The following is a 15,933-nucleotide window of genomic DNA, read 5'->3' as shown; positions in this document are numbered from 1 at the left end:
ACGAACATGAACGACATGACCCCCATCGAGAAGTTCCAGACCACCATCAAGGACTGGGAAACCGACCAGGAAGTACGCTGGTGCCCGGGTTGCGGCGACTACGCGATCCTCAAGGCTGTGCAGCGCGTGCTGCCCGAAATCGGCGCGGATCCGTCGAAGACCGTGTTCGTTTCGGGCATCGGCTGCTCCAGCCGCTTCCCGTACTACGTGGAAAGCTATGGCTTCCACACGATCCACGGCCGCGCGCCAGCGTTCGCCACCGGCATCAAGTTGGCCAACCCCGAACTCGACGTGTGGCTCGTCACCGGCGACGGCGACGGCATGTCGATCGGCGGCAACCACACGATGCACATCCTGCGCCGCAACGTGAACACGCAGATCCTGTTGTTCAACAACGAGATCTACGGCCTCACCAAGGGCCAGTATTCGCCGACCAGCCGCGAAGGCACCAATTCGCCGACCTCGCCGCTGGGCTCGGTCGATCGTCCCGCCTTGCCTTGCGCCTTCGCGCTGGGCTCGGGCGCGCGTTTCATCGCGCGGGCTTATGACGTGTCGAAGGATCTGGGTTCGGTACTCAAGGCCGCCCACGCCCACCAGGGCGCGGCGTTCGTGGAAATCTTCCAGAACTGCATCGTCTACAACAAGGACCGCTTCGACGACTTCACCGCGAAGGGCGTGGCCGACCAGAACCAGCTGTGGGTCAAGGATGGCGAGCCGATGCTGTTCGGCAGCGTCAAGTCGGGCGGCGTGAAGGGCATCACGCTCGACATGGACACGCTCAGCCTGAAGGTCGTCGACGTGGCGGCAAAGGAAGACGGCACGCCCGATTGGCAGGCGGCGGGCGTGATCGTCCACAACGTCAAGAACCGGGCTATCGCGCACATGCTGGTGGAAATGCCCTTTGGCCCGTTCCCGATGGCGCTGGGCGTGATCTACGATGATCCGCGCCCGACCTACGAATCCACCGCGCTGGCGCAGGATGAACAGGCACGCGCGGGCAAGGAGGCGAACCTCGCCAAGCTGCTCGGCAAGGGCCAGACCTGGACCGTGGGCAACACCGCCGCCGATCCCATCTGACCGGCGCTCTCTGCAAGCACACGAAAGGCCTCGCCATCCGGCGAGGCCTTTTGCGTTTCATCCGCCCGGGGTCACCCTGTCGAGCGCATCGGAGGCCTGTTCAGCCACCGCCTTGGCCGGGCGATGCAACAGGGCGGAGGCGAGGAAGGCCCAGCCCGCGCCGCCGAACCAGCCCGCCGCGACGTCGCTGGGGAAATGGACGCCCAGCCACACGCGGGTGAAGGCGACGGCGAGGCTGAGCGCGACCGCCACGCCGATCACGGTCCAGCGCACGCTGCGGCGCGGACTCATGCTGGCAAAGGCGAGCGCAATTGCGATGTAGACCACCGCCGAATTGAAGCTGTGCCCGCTGGGGAAGCTCTGTCCGCCTGCTTCGGTCAGGTGCGGCACGATCAGCGGGCGAGGGCGGCCCACTGCCAGCTTGACCAGCGTGTTGACGATCCATCCCCCCGCAACCGTGGCTGCGAGCACCACCGCCTCGCGCCGCAAGCGCAGGAACAGCAGCGCCGCCAGCGCGCCCGCCGCAACGAGGTTGCGCAGCAGCACCCCGCCCAGCGAGGTCAGGTCGCGCACCGCTTCGAGCAGTCCGGGTGGCCCCGCCGGTGCAAAGTCTGCGCCCCGTCGCCAGAACAGCAGGCCTGCGCTGTCGATGGTGCCGCTGCGGCCGGTGGCAACGCTCCACGTCACGAAAGCGAAGCCGAGCCAGCACAGGCTGGCCGCAAGCAGCGCGTGGCGCGAGGCTATCCGGTACGTCCTTTGGGGCAATCGGCCTTGGGCAACGGGTTCGGTCATGGCAGTTCGGAACGGCGGAGCATGCCGAGGTGTTCCCGCGCGGTATTCTTTGATGCAACAGGAAAAACCATCGTGACGTCCGCCCCTACCATCGTCTGGCTGCGCCGTGACTTGCGCCTTGCCGATCAGGCGGCCTTTGCAGCGGCGGCTGCGGCCGGCGGGCCGGTGATCCCGGTCTATGTGCTCGACGATGATACCCCGAAGCATCGCCGCATGGGAGCGGCTTCGCGCTGGTGGCTGCATCACAGCCTGGCCAGCCTCGATGCCGATCTGCGCAAGATCGGGTCGCGCCTGATCCTGCGCCGGGGCAAGACGCATGAGGAACTGGCCGCGATCCGGCGCGAGACCGGTGCGCGCACGGTTCATGCCCTTCGTCATTACGAACCATGGTGGCGCAATGCCGAGAAGTCGGTGGGCAAGGCGTTCAACCTTGTCTGCCACGACGGCAATTATCTCGCCCCGCCCGGTTCGGTTACGACGGGGGCAGGGGCGCCGTACAAGATCTACACGCCGTTCTGGCGCGCGCTGACCCAACGGATGCCGCCCGCCGATCCGCTCGCGCCGCCTCAGCGCCTACACGCGCCCGAGCACTGGCCCGCCAGCGATGCGCTCGAGGATTGGGGGCTGCTGCCGGTCAAACCCGACTGGGCAGGCGGGATGCGCGGCGAATGGACCCCGGGCGAGGGCGGGGCCCGCATCCGGCTGGCAGATTTCGCCGACAAGGCGCGCCGTTACGAACTGTGTCGTAACCTGCCGTCGATGGAAGGCACCTCGCGCCTTTCGCCGCATCTCCATTTCGGCGAGATTTCTCCGGCGACGATCTGGCACGCCGTGGCCGACGCGGGCGGTTCGGTGGCCACGTTCCTCGGCGAGCTGGCCTGGCGCGACTATGCGCAGAACGTGATCCTGCAAATGCCGGAATACGGCGCGCGTAACGCACGTGACGCCTACGACGCGCTGGAATGGCGCGATGCGCCCGATGACCTGGCGGCGTGGCAGCGGGGGCGCACCGGCTATCCTATTGTCGATGCGGGAATGCGCGAGCTATGGGCAACGGGCTGGATGCACAACCGCGTGCGCATGATCGCGGCCAGCTTCCTGGTGAAGCACCTGCTGATCGACTGGCGCGAAGGCGAGCGCTGGTTCTGGGACACGCTGGTCGATGCCGACTATGGCTCGAACGCGGTCAACTGGCAGTGGAGCGCAGGGACGGGCGTCGATTCCAACATGTTCGTGCGGATCATGGCACCGCTGACGCAGTCGCCCAAATTCGACGCCGCCGACTACATCCGCCGCTGGCTGCCCGAACTGGCGCACCTTCCGGACAGCGAGATCCACGATCCCGCGCGCCCGCCGCGCGGCTATCCTGCGAAGATCGTGGGCCATGCGGAGGCAAGAGCGCGGGCGCTGGCGGCGCATGCGGCGATGAAGGAAGACGCCTAGCGACCGACACCCTGATACTGGGCGATCATGCTGTCGAGCACGATCGGGCTGAGCAGATTGGCGAAGGCGCAGCCGACCAGCCCGTCCTGCCACCATGCCACTTCGGCTTGCTGCGATTCGAGGCCGGGCAGCGACAACCAGCACATAGTGCCGACATGCATGCGGTTGAGCGCCGTCGCCGAAAAACCGCCGAGCGAGAGGTCGTGGACCGTGGTAGGAAAGCTCTTGGAGCCCGAGGCGCGCAGGCTCGCCGGGATCCTGACGCGTGTGCGCGGCGCGCAACGGTCTTCCTGCGCCGAGTATTCGTAGCTCCCCGGACCGAACCGGGAATCGCGCCAGGTGGTGCTCATCGACCCAATCCCGTACGCCGGATTACCCGGCAGGATGGACCGAATGTGACGTGACGCTCTTAACGTCACGTTACCCCGGTTGGTTAACGCGCTCGCGATGAGGGGTTGAAAACGGTTCGCAAACAAGCGCGGCGATGCGTTCGGCGACAACTTCCGGTTCCTTGACCGTTTGCGGGTCTTCGCCGGGGTAGGCCTTGGCGCGCATGGCAGTGCGCGTCGCGCCCGGATCGACCACGGCGACGCGCACGTTCGAGATCGCGCGGACCTCCTGCGCATAGCAATCGAGCAAGTTGTCGAACGCGGCCTTCGACGAGCCATAGGCGGCCCAGTAGGCACGAGGGCTTGCGCCGACGCTGCTCGTCACGCCGATGACGCGCGCGTCCTTGCTCTTCTTGAGCATCTTGTCGAAGCCCGCGATCAGCGCCTGCGTCGCCAGCACGTTGAGCGTGAGGCCGCGCATGAAGTCGCGCTGTTCGATCTGCCACACGGGCGTCAGAACCGGCAGCACCGCGGCGTTGATCACCATGATGTCGAGCGCGTCCCAGCGCCCCGAAATGGCCGTGGCAAGGCGGGCGATACCGTCGGGTTCGGCGAGGTCGACCGGCGCGATCGTGGCGCTGCCACCGGCCGCGAAGATATCTTCTTCGACCTTTTCCAGATCCTTGGCGGTGCGCGCGACGAGAATTACGTGCGCGCCCTTGGCAGCCAAGGCCTTGGCCGTGGCCGCGCCGATGCCGCGGCTCGCACCCGTAACGAGCGCGAGCTGGCCGTCGAGCGGCCGCGATCCTTCCGCCATCACGCCACCTTTTCGGCCGGTTGCACGACACCGTCGCGCTCGCCAAGGTCGGTCAGGCGGGTCGGGTATTCGCCGCTGAAGCAGGCGTCGCAATATTGCGGGCAGGCCTTGTTACGCTGCGCTTCGCCCACGGCGCGGTACAGGCCGTCGATCGAGACGAACGCCAGGCTGTCGGCGTGGATGAACTTGGCCATGGCCTCGACATCCATGCGCGCGGCGAGCAGCTTCGAGCGTTCGGGGGTGTCCACGCCATAGAAGCACGAATGCTCGGTCGGCGGGCTGGCGATGCGCATGTGCACTTCGCTGGCCCCGGCATCGCGCATCATCTGCACGATCTTGAGGCTGGTGGTGCCGCGCACGATCGAATCGTCGATCAGCACGATGCGCTTGCCCGCGACGAGCGCGCGGTTGGCGTTGTGCTTGCGCTTCACGTCAAGGTTGCGCGCGCCGTCAGACGGCTGGATGAACGTGCGGCCCACGTAGTGCGAGCGGATGATGCCGAGTTCGAAGGGAATGCCCGACTGCTGAGCATAGCCCAATGCGGCAGGAACGCCGCTGTCGGGCACCGGAATCACCAGATCGGCATCGGCCGGGGCTTCGATCGCCAGTTCGCTGCCGATGGCCTTGCGCACCTGATAGACCGAACGACCGCCCATGATCGAATCCGGACGGCTGAAATAGACGTGTTCGAAGATGCACGGGCGGCCCGCCTGGTCGCCGAACGGGCGATGGCTGCTGACCTGCCCATCGAGGCCGACCTGCACCAGCTCACCCGGTTCCACTTCGCGCAGGAAGTCCGCGCCGACCACGTCGAGCGCCACCGTTTCGCTGGCGAAGACCACGGCGTCGCCCAGCTTGCCCATCACCAGCGGGCGGATGCCCAGCGGGTCGCGGCAGGCAATCATGCCTTCGGGAGTCATGCAGATCAGCGAATAGGCGCCTTCGATCAGGCGCAGGGCATCGACGAAGCGGTCGAGCAGCGTGGGATAGCGGCTCGTCGCGACGAGGTGGATGATCACCTCGGTATCCGATGTCGACTGGAAGATCGCGCCCTTCTGGACGAGGTCGCGCTTCAGGAACATCGCGTTCGAGATGTTGCCGTTGTGCGCGATGGCAAAGCCGCCCGCCGCAAGATCTGCGAACAGCGGCTGAACGTTGCGCAGGCCCGAGCCACCCGTGGTCGAATAACGGACGTGGCCCGACGCCATCATCCCCGGCAGTTCGGCGATTGCCTGGCCCGAGGAGAAGTTGGCGGCGACATGGCCGATGCCGCGACGGGAGTAGAACTCCTGCCCGTCGAAGCTGGTGATGCCCACGGCTTCCTGCCCGCGGTGCTGCAGGGCGTGAAGGCCGAGCGCGACCATCGCGGCCGCATCGCGCGCGCCGAGTACGCCAAAAATGCCGCACTCTTCGCGCAGCTTGTCGCCGTCGCGGCTGAGAAAGGGATCGGTGATGTTCATGTTTCTTGGTGGACTCGCAAGGGCGCGACCGCGCCGGCCAGGGTCGGCGCCCATGTGGCGACCTTTGTCACAGAACGCAAGGGGCTTGCGCGCGCCGCTGTCCCATGCAGCGGGCCGGCTCGGGGTGGAACGCGCGCGGGCAACGTCCGTTTCGCATCTGCAACATAGCGTGAGAAGGCAAACCTCCCATGACCGCCCACATCATCCGTAGCGCCATCCTCGTCATCGCCGTGCTGTTGATCGGGCTGATGACACTGACGTATGGTGCCAGCGTTGTGATGTATTAGCCGGGAACCCTTCGTTCGGCCGGAGGTTGAGCGCGCCGACGGCAGTGCGAGCGCGGACCATTGCCACTCCGCGCGACTGGTCGTACATCCGGCGCGTCCCGGCCCCCCGAGCGAAAGATTGCCTGCTTGATCCTCTCGCCGTTCGAATGGACCATCGCCAAACGCTACATGCTGCCGGGCCGGGGCGAGGCGTTCATCGCCCTCGTCGCCGGGATCAGCTTCGTCGCGGTCACGCTAGGCGTCGCCGCGCTGGTGATCGTGATGAGCGTGATGAACGGCTTTCGCGCCGAACTGCTCGACAAGATCGTGGGCCTGAATGGGCACGCCATCGTCCAGGCCTACGGCGGTCGGCTGGATGACTGGCAGTCGATCCTCAAGCAGGTGGAGAAGACGCCGGGCGTTACCCGCGCTTCGCCGCTGATCGAGCAGCCATTGCTGGCCAGCTTCAATGGGCGGGTCGAAGCGATCCTCGTGCGCGGCAATACCGAGGCTGACCTCAAGCGCTTGCAGGAAAAGCGCGTGGCGGGGTCCTTCGGTACGCTGGCGTCGGGATCGAACAACGTCGCGCTCGGCTCGCGCCTTGCCGAAAACCTTGGCGTGCGGATCGGCGACACGATCACGATCATCAATCCGCAGGGCCGATCCACCCCCTTCGGCACCGTGCCGCGCCAGATCGGCTACACCGTGACAGCCATCTTCGAGATCGGCGTCTACGATTACGACAACGCCTATGTCGTGATGCCCATTCCCGATGCGCAGACCCTACTGCTGACGGGTGACACCATCGGCATGATCGAAATCACCACCACCAATCCCGACACCGTGATGGACACGCTCGGCCCCCTCAAGCAGCAGCTTGCGGGCCGCGCGGTCGTTACCGACTGGAAGACGATCAACGCCAGCCTGTTCGAAGCGCTGGCGGTGGAGCGCGTGGCGATGTTCGTGGTGCTGTCGATCATCGTGCTGGTCGCGGTGTTCAACATCCTGTCGTCGCTGATCATGCTGGTGCGCGCCAAGACGCGCGACATCGCCATCCTGCGCACGATGGGCGCGACGCGGAAAAGCCTGCTTAAGGTCTTCGTCACCATCGGCTTCGTCATCGGCGCGCTGGGCACGCTGGGCGGATTGGGACTGGGCTTCGTGTTCCTCTATTTCCGCCAGCCCGTGGTCCACGCGGTCGAGTTCCTCACCGGGCAGAACCTGTGGGACCCTTCGATCCGCTTCCTTACCGACCTGCCGAGCCGCAGCGACCCGGTGGAGATCGCGGTGATCTGCGTGATGTCCCTCGTGCTCAGCTTCCTTGCCACGCTCTATCCGGCGATGAAGGCGGCGAGCACCGACCCCGTTCAGGTGCTGCGTTATGAGTGATCCTGTCGCCATGAATCCTGTCGTGCGCCTGCAGAATCTGCGCCGCAGCTTCACCCAAGGGGGCGTCACCATCGACGTCCTGCGCGGGGTGAACCTCGAGATCCGGCCCGGCGAGATCGTCGCGCTGCTGGGGCCCTCCGGCTCGGGCAAGTCCACGCTGTTGCAGGCGGTTGGCCTGCTCGAAGGCGGCTTCGAAGGGCTGATCGAGATCGCGGGGACCAACGCCTCGGCGCTGTCGGGCGATGCGCGCACCACGCTGCGGCGCGATCACCTCGGCTTCGTCTACCAGTTCCACCACCTGCTGCCCGATTTCAACGCGATCGAGAACGTCGTGCTGCCGCAGATGGTGGCGAGCAAGCCTGCCGCGGAAGCGCGGGTGCGCGCGACCGAACTGCTGACCGCGCTGGGCCTCGGCCACCGGCTGGAGCATCGGCCCAACCAGCTTTCGGGCGGCGAGCAGCAGCGCGTGGCCGTGGCCCGCGCGCTGGCCAACCGGCCCGAACTGGTGCTGGCGGACGAGCCGACCGGCAACCTCGACGAAGCCACGGCCGACCGCGTGCTGGAGGAATTGCTCAAGCTGGTGCGGGGCGAGGGCAGCGCCGCGCTGATCGCCACCCACAATGAACGGCTTGCCCTGCGCATGGACCGCGTGGTCCGGCTTCACGAAGGCGTGCTGCAATAGCGCGGCGGGATACGGGAACCGGCTTCGCGCGTTGATAGGGCGCGAAAGGAGATCGTATCTTTATGAACACCACGATCCGCGCCGAATCCGGCGATACCCGTGCCGATTTCTGGAATGACCACGCCACCGTCCTGCGCCGCGAGGCTGCGGACGGCGTGCTCCACGGCTTTGCCGCGCTCCACGCCGGCAGCTTTTCCGACATGGTCCGCCTCGTCGCACGAATGCCCGAGAGCGAGCGCGCGGGGCTCGTCATCGAGAAGTCGGGAGACCGCCAATATGGCCCGGCGGAGATTCTCGCGCTCGCCCGGCGCAACGACTTTCCGGCTTGATCGATCGTGCTGGCTATGACACCTATTATATTGCACGCAATCTAATAGGGGGAATGGAATGTCGGGTCCGCGCACGATCGCCGATTTCAAGGCAAAACTGCCCGGCGGCGACGAGATCGACCTTGCCGGAAAGGCGGGGAAGGTCCTGCTCGTCGTCAACACCGCTTCCAAGTGCGGTTTCACCCCGCAGTATGACGGGCTGGAGAAGCTCTGGAAATCGTATGGGGACAAGGGCTTCGAGGTGCTGGCCTTCCCCTGCAACCAGTTCGGCGGGCAGGAGCCGGGGAGCGCCGAGGAAATCGACGGCTTCTGCAAGGTCAACTTCGGCGTCAGCTTCCCGCTGATGGCCAAGATCGAGGTCAATGGCCCGGGCGCCGATCCGCTCTATGACTGGCTCAAGGCCGAAGCGCCGGGGATCATGGGCACCAAGGGGATCAAGTGGAACTTCACCAAGTTCCTGATCGACCGTTCGGGCAAGGTCGTGCGCCGCTATGGCCCGATGGACAAGCCCGAAAGCCTCGAAAAGGACATCGAAGCGCTGCTGTGACCGGTTGATAACGCCGCCGCCCGCGCTCGCCAAAGGCAGTGGCGTTTCCTACATTGATCGCATGGCCGGTTACGCTCCCTTCGTCCCGCTTCGCGTGTTCTCCTCCTACACCATGCTCGATGGCGCGGTGGACCCCAAGGCGATCGCCAAGACGGCGGCCGAGCGCGGCTTTCCCGCCATCGCGATCACCGACCGCAACGGACTTTACGGTAGCGCTGCCTTTGCAAAGGCGTGCAAGGACGTTGGCGTGCAGCCGGTCATCGGCGTCATGCTCGCCGTCGCCCGGCCCGAGCGTGAAGGCGCGGCCACGGGCTTCGGCCCGGCCCAGCCGACGATCGACTGGCTCGGCCTCTATGCGCAGGATTCTCGCGGCTACGACAACCTGTGCCACCTCGTCAGCAAGGCGCACCTCGACCGTCCGCTCGAATTCGCACCGCATGTGGTGCTGGCCGACCTGGTAGGCCACACCGACAGCCTGTTGTGCCTGACCGGCGGGGGGGAGGGCGCGCTGACCCGACTGTTCGCCGATGGGCAGCAGAGCGCCGCCGAAGCCTATGCCGATCGGTTGCAGGAACTGTTCCAAGACCGCCTCTACATCGAACTCGCGCGCACCGGCGATCCCGCCGAAAGCGCGGGCGAGGCGGGGCTGTTCGATCTTGCCTATGCGCGGGCCATCCCGCTCGTCGCCACCAACCCCGCGTGCTTTGCCGAAGCCGGGTTCTACGCCGCGCACGATGCCATGCTGTGCATCGCCAGTTCCACGCATGTCGACAGCACCGACCGCCCGCGTTCGTCGCGCGAATGGTGGATCAAGCCCTACGAGGCGATGGAGCAGCTTTTCGCCGACTGCCCCGAGGCGCTGGCCAATTCGATGGTCGTCGCGCAGCGCACCGCCTGCATGCCGCCCAAGCGCAAGCCGATCCTGCCCAGCCTTGCCGGCGACAAGGAAGGCGAGGCCAAGGCCTGCGCCGCCGACAGCCGCACCGGCCTCGTTGCGCGGATGAAGCCCTATTACCCCGAAGCGGCACATGGCGAACTGGCCGAGATCCTGACGCTCGGCCCCGATGCCGAGCCGGACCCGGCAGCCTATCCGCAACTGGCCGCCATCGGCGCGGTCGAGGAAGTGCTGAACTACCGCCAGCGGCTCGAATTCGAAGTCGGCATCATCAACCGCATGGGCTTTGGCGGCTACTTCCTGATCGTGGCCGACTTCATCAAGTGGGCCAAGGACCAGGGCATCCCGGTAGGGCCGGGGCGTGGTTCTGGCGCAGGCTCGCTGGTGGCGTGGGCGCTGACCATCACCGATCTCGATCCGATCAAGCTGGGCCTGCTGTTCGAACGCTTCCTCAACCCCGAACGCGTGTCGATGCCCGACTTCGACATCGACTTCTGCGAAACCCGGCGCGGCGAGGTGATCCGCTACGTCCAGCAGAAATACGGCGAGGATCACGTCGCGCAGATCATCACCTTCGGCAAGCTGAAGGCGCGGGCGGTGCTGCGCGACACGGGTCGCATCCTGCAGATGAGCTATGGTCAGGTCGACCGGTTGTGCAAGATGGTGCCCAACCATCCGACCGACCCCTGGCCGCTGCCGCGCGCCCTGAACGGCGTGCTGGAACTGAAGCGCGAATACGACCGCGATCCCGAGGTCAAGCGGCTGATCGACCTTGCGATGCAACTGGAAGGCCTGCCGCGCAACAGTTCGACCCACGCGGCGGGCGTGGTGATCGGCGACCGCCCGCTGGCTCAGCTCGTCCCGCTCTACCGCGATCCGCGTTCGGACATGCCGGTCACGCAGTTTGACATGAAGTTCGTCGAGGACGCCGGGCTGGTGAAGTTCGACTTCCTCGGCCTCAAGACCTTGTCGGTGCTGCGCAAGGCAGTGGACTTGCTCACCAAGCGGCACATCGACATCGACCTGTCGGCGCTGCCGTGGGACGATGTCGACACCTACAAGCTGCTGCAATCGGGCGACACGGTCGGCGTGTTCCAGCTCGAATCCGAAGGCATGCGGCGCACGCTGGCGGCGGTGAAGCCGACCAATTTCGGCGACATCATCGCGCTCGTTTCGCTCTACCGTCCCGGCCCGATGGACAACATCCCGCTGTTCGGGCGGCGCAAGAACGGGCTCGAAAGCATCGAGTACCCGCACGACAAGCTGGCGGGTATCCTGTCCGAAACCTACGGCATCTTCGTCTATCAGGAACAGGTGATGCAGGCCGCGCAGATCCTCGCGGGCTACTCTCTGGGCGACGCCGACCTTCTGCGCCGCGCAATGGGCAAGAAGGTGCAGGCCGAAATGGACGCCCAGCGCCAGCGCTTCGTCGATGGCTGCAAGACCGTGTCCGACATTCCCGCAGCCAAGGCCAACGAGCTGTTCGACTTGATCGACAAGTTCGCAGGCTACGGCTTCAACAAGTCGCACGCCGCCGCCTACGCGCTGCTCGCCTACCAGACGGCGTGGCTCAAGACGCATTACCCGCACGAATTCTACGCCGCCTCGATGTGCTTCGACATGCACCAGTCGGAAAAGCTGTCGGTCTTCGTCGATGACATGCGCCGCAACGGGGTGGCGCTGGCAGGCCCAGACATCAACCATTCCGAGGCCGAGTTCACCGTCGAACGCACGCACGATGGCTATGCCGTGCGCTATGCGCTGGCGGGCCTGCGCAACGTCGGCGAAAAGGCGATGGACGCGATCGTCGCCGAGCGTGAGGCGAACGGCCCTTTCGCCAGCCTCGACGACCTGTTCCGCCGCTTGCCCGCGGGATCGATGAACCGGCGCGGGCTGGAAGCGCTGGCGGCAGGCGGTGCGCTCGATTGCCTTGAACCCAATCGCGCCCAAGTCACCGCCAATGCCGAACTGCTGATGGCCGTGGCGGACGAAGCCGCGCGCGCACGCACTTCGGGGCAGGGGGGCCTGTTCGGCGGTGACGACCACGCCGTGCCCGCCACGCGCCTTGCCGAAACCAAGCCGTGGAGCCGCGCCGACCAGATGGCGGCCGAGCGCGAGAACTTCGGCTTCTACTTCGCCGCGCACCCGGTCGAGGAATATCGCGCGGTGGCCTCGGCCAACGGCGCGCGCTCCTATGGCAGCCTGATGAGTGGGGGCGGGGAAGGCGGGGGCGGCCGATCCGGCGCGGTCATGGCGGCGCTGGTGGAGAACGTGCAGAAGCGCAAGACGAAGCGCGGCAAGGACTTCGTCATGGCCGACTTCTCCGATTCGTCGGGATTGTTCTCCGCCTCGTGCTTCGAAGAGGCGCTTGTCGACAACTTTGTGCAGTGGGCCAAGGACGGCGTCTGCGTCCTGCTCAACGTCGAACTCGATCGCCCGAACCCCGACGAGCCGCCGCGCGTCACCGTGCGCAATGCCCGTCCGCTCGATTCCGTGACCAGCGCGGCGCGCATGATGCTCAAGCTTGACGTTACGAAACCTGAGGCCATCGCCGAGCTGGCTATGCTGCTGCCGCGCGCGGCCGATGCCAAGGGGGAGGTTCTGGCGCGCTTGCGCACCGGGGGGGCACGCGAACCGCTGGTGCGGCTAGGGACTGATTTCCGCCTCGACAGCGACTTAATCGAACGATTGATTCCCATCGAGGGCCTTGCCAATGTGGCCCTTACCGCAAGACCGGAACGGCATCTGCGGCTGGTGGAATAAGGGAGAGCGATGATGATGCAGTTGGGCGCCATGCAGGACTGGAAGCTGCGCGTGACCCATCTGCTCGATCATGCCGCGCGCGAACACGGGCCGCGCGAGATCGTCTCGCGCTGGGCTGACGGCAGCGAAACGCGCACCAACTGGGCCGGGATCCGCCACGATGCGCTGCGCATGGTGCAGGCGCTGCGGCGGCTGGGGGTTGGGCCGGGCGACCGCATTGCAACGCTGGCGATGAACCATCACCGCCACCTCGTCAGCTGGTATGGCGCGGTCGGCGCAGGCGGGATCCTTCATACCATCAATCCGCGGCTGTTCGACGACCAGCTCGATTACATCGCCAACCATGCCGAGGACAAAGTCCTGCTGTTCGACAAGGTGTGGGCGCCGGTGGTCGAGCGCATGAAGCCGCGCTGGCCGACGATCCAGCACTACATCTGCTTCGACAGCGATGAACCGGCGCAGTCTTTCGAAGACTGGATCGCGCTTGAGGACGGGCAGGCGCATTGGGCCGATGGCGACGAGCGCGACCCCTGCATGCTTTGCTATACCAGCGGCACCACCGGCAATCCCAAGGGCGTGCTCTACGAACACCGCTCGACCATGCTCCACGCCATGACCTGCCAGTCGCCCGCCGTGTTCGGGTTGGACACGCGCATGGTGATGATGCCGATCGTGCCGATGTTCCACGCCGCCAGCTGGGGCATCCCCTGGGCGGGCGCGGCGGCGGGCGCCAAGTTCGTCTATTGCGCCACCAACGACGCGGCGACGCTGTGCGAGCTGTTCGAGAACGAGAGAGTCACCGCCTCTTCGGGCGTTCCCACCGTCTGGCTCAGCCTGCTCCAGCACCTCGACGCCACCGGCAAGGACATCCCCGCCAGCCTGCGTCAGGTGGTGTGCGGCGGCTCGGCCATGCCGCGTTCGATGATCGAGCGCTTCATGAAGAAGGGCATTCGGGTCGCCCATGCCTGGGGCATGACCGAAACTTCGCCCATCGGCACCACCGGGGCCGAGCCGTGGAACTGGGACGACCTCAGCTTCGACGAACAGGTTGCGGTGAAATCGAAGCAGGGGCGCGTGCCTTTCGGCGTCGAAATCCGCTGCGTCGATCTGGACGATCCGGCGAAGGTTCTGCCACGCGATGGCAAGACGTCCGGTACTTTGCATGTGCGGGGGCCATGGGTAGTCAAGCGCTACTTCAAGGCCGAGCAGGACGCGACCGACGCCGACCAGTGGTTCGATACCGGCGACGTCGCCGTGATCCATCCCGACGGCAGCCTGCAGCTGACCGACCGGACCAAGGACGTGATCAAGTCGGGCGGCGAATGGATCAGCTCGGTCGAGCTGGAAAACGCCGCCGTCGGCCACCCTTGCGTCGCCGAAGCCGCGGCCATCGGCATCCATCATCCCAAGTGGGACGAACGCCCGCTGCTCGTCGTGATCCGCAAGCCCGGCACCGACTGCACCGAAGCGGAATTGCGCGACTATCTGTCGCAGAAGGTCGCCAAGTGGTGGGTGCCCGATGCCGTCGCCTTCGTGGACGAAATCCCGCACACCGGCACGGGCAAGATCAGCAAGAAGGACTTGCGCGACCAGTTCCGTGACTACGCCTGGCCTGCTGCCTGAAGGACGCCCGATGACCGCCTATATCGATCCGAGCCGCGAAAACTTCGACCATTTCAAGAGCCTGCCGCGCGATACGCCCGTGCACATGCTCAACCTCGTGAAGTTCAAGGCGCTGGCGGACTATCCCGCAGGCCATGACCTTGCGGGCAAGGGCCTGACCGGCGCGCAGGCCTACGCCGAATACTTCCGGACCATCCAGCCGGTGCTGGAACGCGCGGGCGGGCATATCGTGTGGAAGGGCGGCTTCGAAGCCATGGTGACCGGCCCGGCGCAATGGGAATGGGACGAAACCTTCGTCATGGCCTATCCCAGCGCCGCCGCGTTCATGGGCATGGTCAAGGACCCCGATTACGCGCCCGTGGTGGTGCACCGCCAGGCTGCGGTCGAGGACAGCCGCCTCGTCCGCTTCGCGCCCATCGAAGGATAAGATCTTGAGCACAAACCCGCTTGCGCAACCCCTGACTTTCGCGCGCGGCCCGGCGTGGAAGAACCGCTTCATGCTCGCCCCGCTGACCAACCAGCAGAGCAACCCCGACGGCACGCTGGCCGACGATGAATACAACTGGCTCGTCGCGCGCGCCAAAGGCGGCTTCGGCATGGTGATGACCGCCGCCGCGCATGTGCAGCGTGTGGGGCAGGGCTTCGTTGGCCAGATCGGCATTTTCGATGACGCGCACCTGCCGGGCCTGACGCGGCTGGCCGATGGCATCCGCGCCTATGGCGCGGTGTCCTCGGTGCAGCTGCACCACGCGGGCTATCGCTCGGACAAGGCGGTGGTCGCGCATCCCGTCGCCCCGTCAGATCACGCCGAAAGCGGCGCGCGCGGCCTTACCACCGCCGAAGTCGAACAGCTGCGCGACGATTTCATCGCTGCCGCCGTCCGCGCCGAAAAGGCCGGGTTCGATGGCGTGGAGATCCACGGCGCGCACGGCTACATCCTCGCGGCATTCCTTTCGCCCGAATTCAACCTACGCGACGACAAGTACGGCGGCAGCCCGGAAAACCGCGCGCGGCTGGTGCTGGAGATCATCGACGGCATCCGCGCCGCCTGCGGCCCGCAGTTCCAGCTGGGCCTGCGCGTTTCGCCCGAACGCTTCGGCCAGAAGCTGCTCGAGATCCGCGCGCTGATCGGCAAGGTCATGGCCGAGGGCAAGCTCGACTACGTCGACCTGTCGCTGTGGGACTTGCGCAAGGCGCCCAACGATCCTGAAGGCGAAGGCCGCCTGCTGATCGACTGGTTCATGGACCTGCCGCGCGGGGATACGCGCGTGTGCGTCGCGGGCAAGCTGCTGAGCGCCGACGATTGCGCTTGGGCGCTCGACAAGGGCTGCGATTTCGTGGCGATCGGGCGCGGCGCGATCCTGCGACACGATTTCCCCGATCGCGTGCTGGCCGATCCCGCCTACCAGTCGCCCGCGCTGCCAGTGACCGAACAGCACCTGCTCGACGAGGCGCTTAGCCCCACCTTCGTCCACTACATGAAGAACTGGAAGGGCTTCGTCGCCGAGGTGGCGTAAGTCG

The 15,933-nt window shown here is 66.1% G+C and carries 14 protein-coding genes; 10 read left to right on the top strand and 4 right to left on the bottom strand.

Going from position 1 to position 15,933, the window contains the following annotated elements:
- Window positions 1–6: 6 nt before the first annotated feature.
- Window positions 7–1,077, top strand: coding sequence for a 2-oxoacid:ferredoxin oxidoreductase subunit beta (locus K3A84_RS02345; RefSeq protein WP_225007474.1), 1,071 nt, complete (start codon window positions 7–9; stop codon window positions 1,075–1,077).
- 57 nt (window positions 1,078–1,134) lie between these two features.
- On the opposite strand, the gene K3A84_RS02340 is transcribed toward K3A84_RS02345, so the two are convergent.
- Entirely contained in the window at window positions 1,135–1,869 is a 735-nt protein-coding gene (locus tag K3A84_RS02340) for a phosphatase PAP2 family protein (RefSeq protein WP_225007473.1), read from the bottom strand.
- A 72-nt stretch (window positions 1,870–1,941) separates the two neighbouring features.
- Here K3A84_RS02340 and K3A84_RS02335 point away from each other — a divergent pair, with 72 nt between their 5' ends.
- Window positions 1,942–3,312 carry a cryptochrome/photolyase family protein gene (locus K3A84_RS02335; RefSeq protein WP_404823088.1) on the top strand — a complete coding sequence of 457 codons (1,371 nt, stop codon included), beginning with the start codon at window positions 1,942–1,944 and terminating at the stop codon, window positions 3,310–3,312.
- Here K3A84_RS02335 and K3A84_RS02330 read toward each other — a convergent pair.
- From K3A84_RS02330 to purF, 3 genes are all read right to left on the bottom strand, one after another.
- Window positions 3,309–3,662 (bottom strand): PilZ domain-containing protein, encoded by a 354-nt coding sequence (locus K3A84_RS02330; RefSeq protein ID WP_225007471.1) that lies wholly within the window; start codon window positions 3,660–3,662, stop codon window positions 3,309–3,311. The genes K3A84_RS02335 and K3A84_RS02330 overlap by 4 nt on opposite strands.
- 70 nt (window positions 3,663–3,732) lie before the next feature.
- The gene (locus K3A84_RS02325) at window positions 3,733–4,458 is read right to left on the bottom strand and encodes an SDR family NAD(P)-dependent oxidoreductase (RefSeq protein ID WP_225007470.1); all 726 of its coding nucleotides are present in this window, start codon (window positions 4,456–4,458) and stop codon (window positions 3,733–3,735) included.
- Entirely contained in the window at window positions 4,458–5,918 is a 1,461-nt protein-coding gene (gene purF / locus K3A84_RS02320) for an amidophosphoribosyltransferase (RefSeq protein ID WP_225007469.1), read from the bottom strand. Before purF ends, K3A84_RS02325 begins: the two co-directional genes overlap by 1 nt.
- 413 nt (window positions 5,919–6,331) lie before the next feature.
- On the opposite strand from purF, the gene K3A84_RS02315 reads away from it, so the two are divergent.
- The 8 genes from K3A84_RS02315 to K3A84_RS02280 all read left to right on the top strand — a co-directional run bounded on the left by K3A84_RS02315 (window position 6,332) and on the right by K3A84_RS02280 (window position 15,929).
- Window positions 6,332–7,573 carry a lipoprotein-releasing ABC transporter permease subunit gene (locus K3A84_RS02315; RefSeq protein WP_225007467.1) on the top strand — a complete coding sequence of 414 codons (1,242 nt, stop codon included), beginning with the start codon at window positions 6,332–6,334 and terminating at the stop codon, window positions 7,571–7,573.
- Window positions 7,566–8,255 (top strand): ABC transporter ATP-binding protein, encoded by a 690-nt coding sequence (locus tag K3A84_RS02310; RefSeq protein WP_225007466.1) that lies wholly within the window; start codon window positions 7,566–7,568, stop codon window positions 8,253–8,255. Before K3A84_RS02315 ends, K3A84_RS02310 begins: the two co-directional genes overlap by 8 nt.
- A 62-nt stretch (window positions 8,256–8,317) precedes the next feature.
- Window positions 8,318–8,584: a hypothetical protein gene (locus tag K3A84_RS02305; RefSeq protein WP_225007465.1), complete on the top strand. Its 267-nt coding sequence runs from the start codon at window positions 8,318–8,320 to the stop codon at window positions 8,582–8,584.
- A gap of 58 nt (window positions 8,585–8,642) precedes the next feature.
- Window positions 8,643–9,131, top strand: coding sequence for a glutathione peroxidase (locus K3A84_RS02300; RefSeq protein ID WP_225007464.1), 489 nt, complete (start codon window positions 8,643–8,645; stop codon window positions 9,129–9,131).
- Window positions 9,132–9,192: 61 nt separating this feature from the next.
- Complete coding sequence (dnaE, locus tag K3A84_RS02295) at window positions 9,193–12,789, top strand: DNA polymerase III subunit alpha (RefSeq protein WP_225007463.1); 3,597 nt, start codon at window positions 9,193–9,195, stop codon at window positions 12,787–12,789.
- Window positions 12,790–12,801: 12 nt separating this feature from the next.
- Window positions 12,802–14,412, top strand: coding sequence for a long-chain fatty acid--CoA ligase (locus K3A84_RS02290; protein ID WP_225008119.1), 1,611 nt, complete (start codon window positions 12,802–12,804; stop codon window positions 14,410–14,412).
- Complete coding sequence (locus tag K3A84_RS02285; RefSeq protein WP_318248275.1) at window positions 14,387–14,839, top strand: DUF1330 domain-containing protein; 453 nt, start codon at window positions 14,387–14,389, stop codon at window positions 14,837–14,839. The genes K3A84_RS02290 and K3A84_RS02285 overlap by 26 nt, the downstream gene beginning before the upstream one ends.
- Before the next feature lie 4 nt (window positions 14,840–14,843).
- The gene (locus K3A84_RS02280; RefSeq protein WP_225007461.1) at window positions 14,844–15,929 is read left to right on the top strand and encodes an NADH:flavin oxidoreductase; all 1,086 of its coding nucleotides are present in this window, start codon (window positions 14,844–14,846) and stop codon (window positions 15,927–15,929) included.
- The last annotated feature ends 4 nt before the right edge of the window (window positions 15,930–15,933 follow it).

The sequence above is a fragment of the Novosphingobium percolationis genome (assembly GCF_020179425.1).
Lineage (GTDB): Bacteria > Pseudomonadota > Alphaproteobacteria > Sphingomonadales > Sphingomonadaceae > Novosphingobium > Novosphingobium percolationis.
The sequence above is the reverse complement of the archived record's forward strand: the minus strand, read 5'-3'. Positions and strand labels throughout refer to the sequence as shown.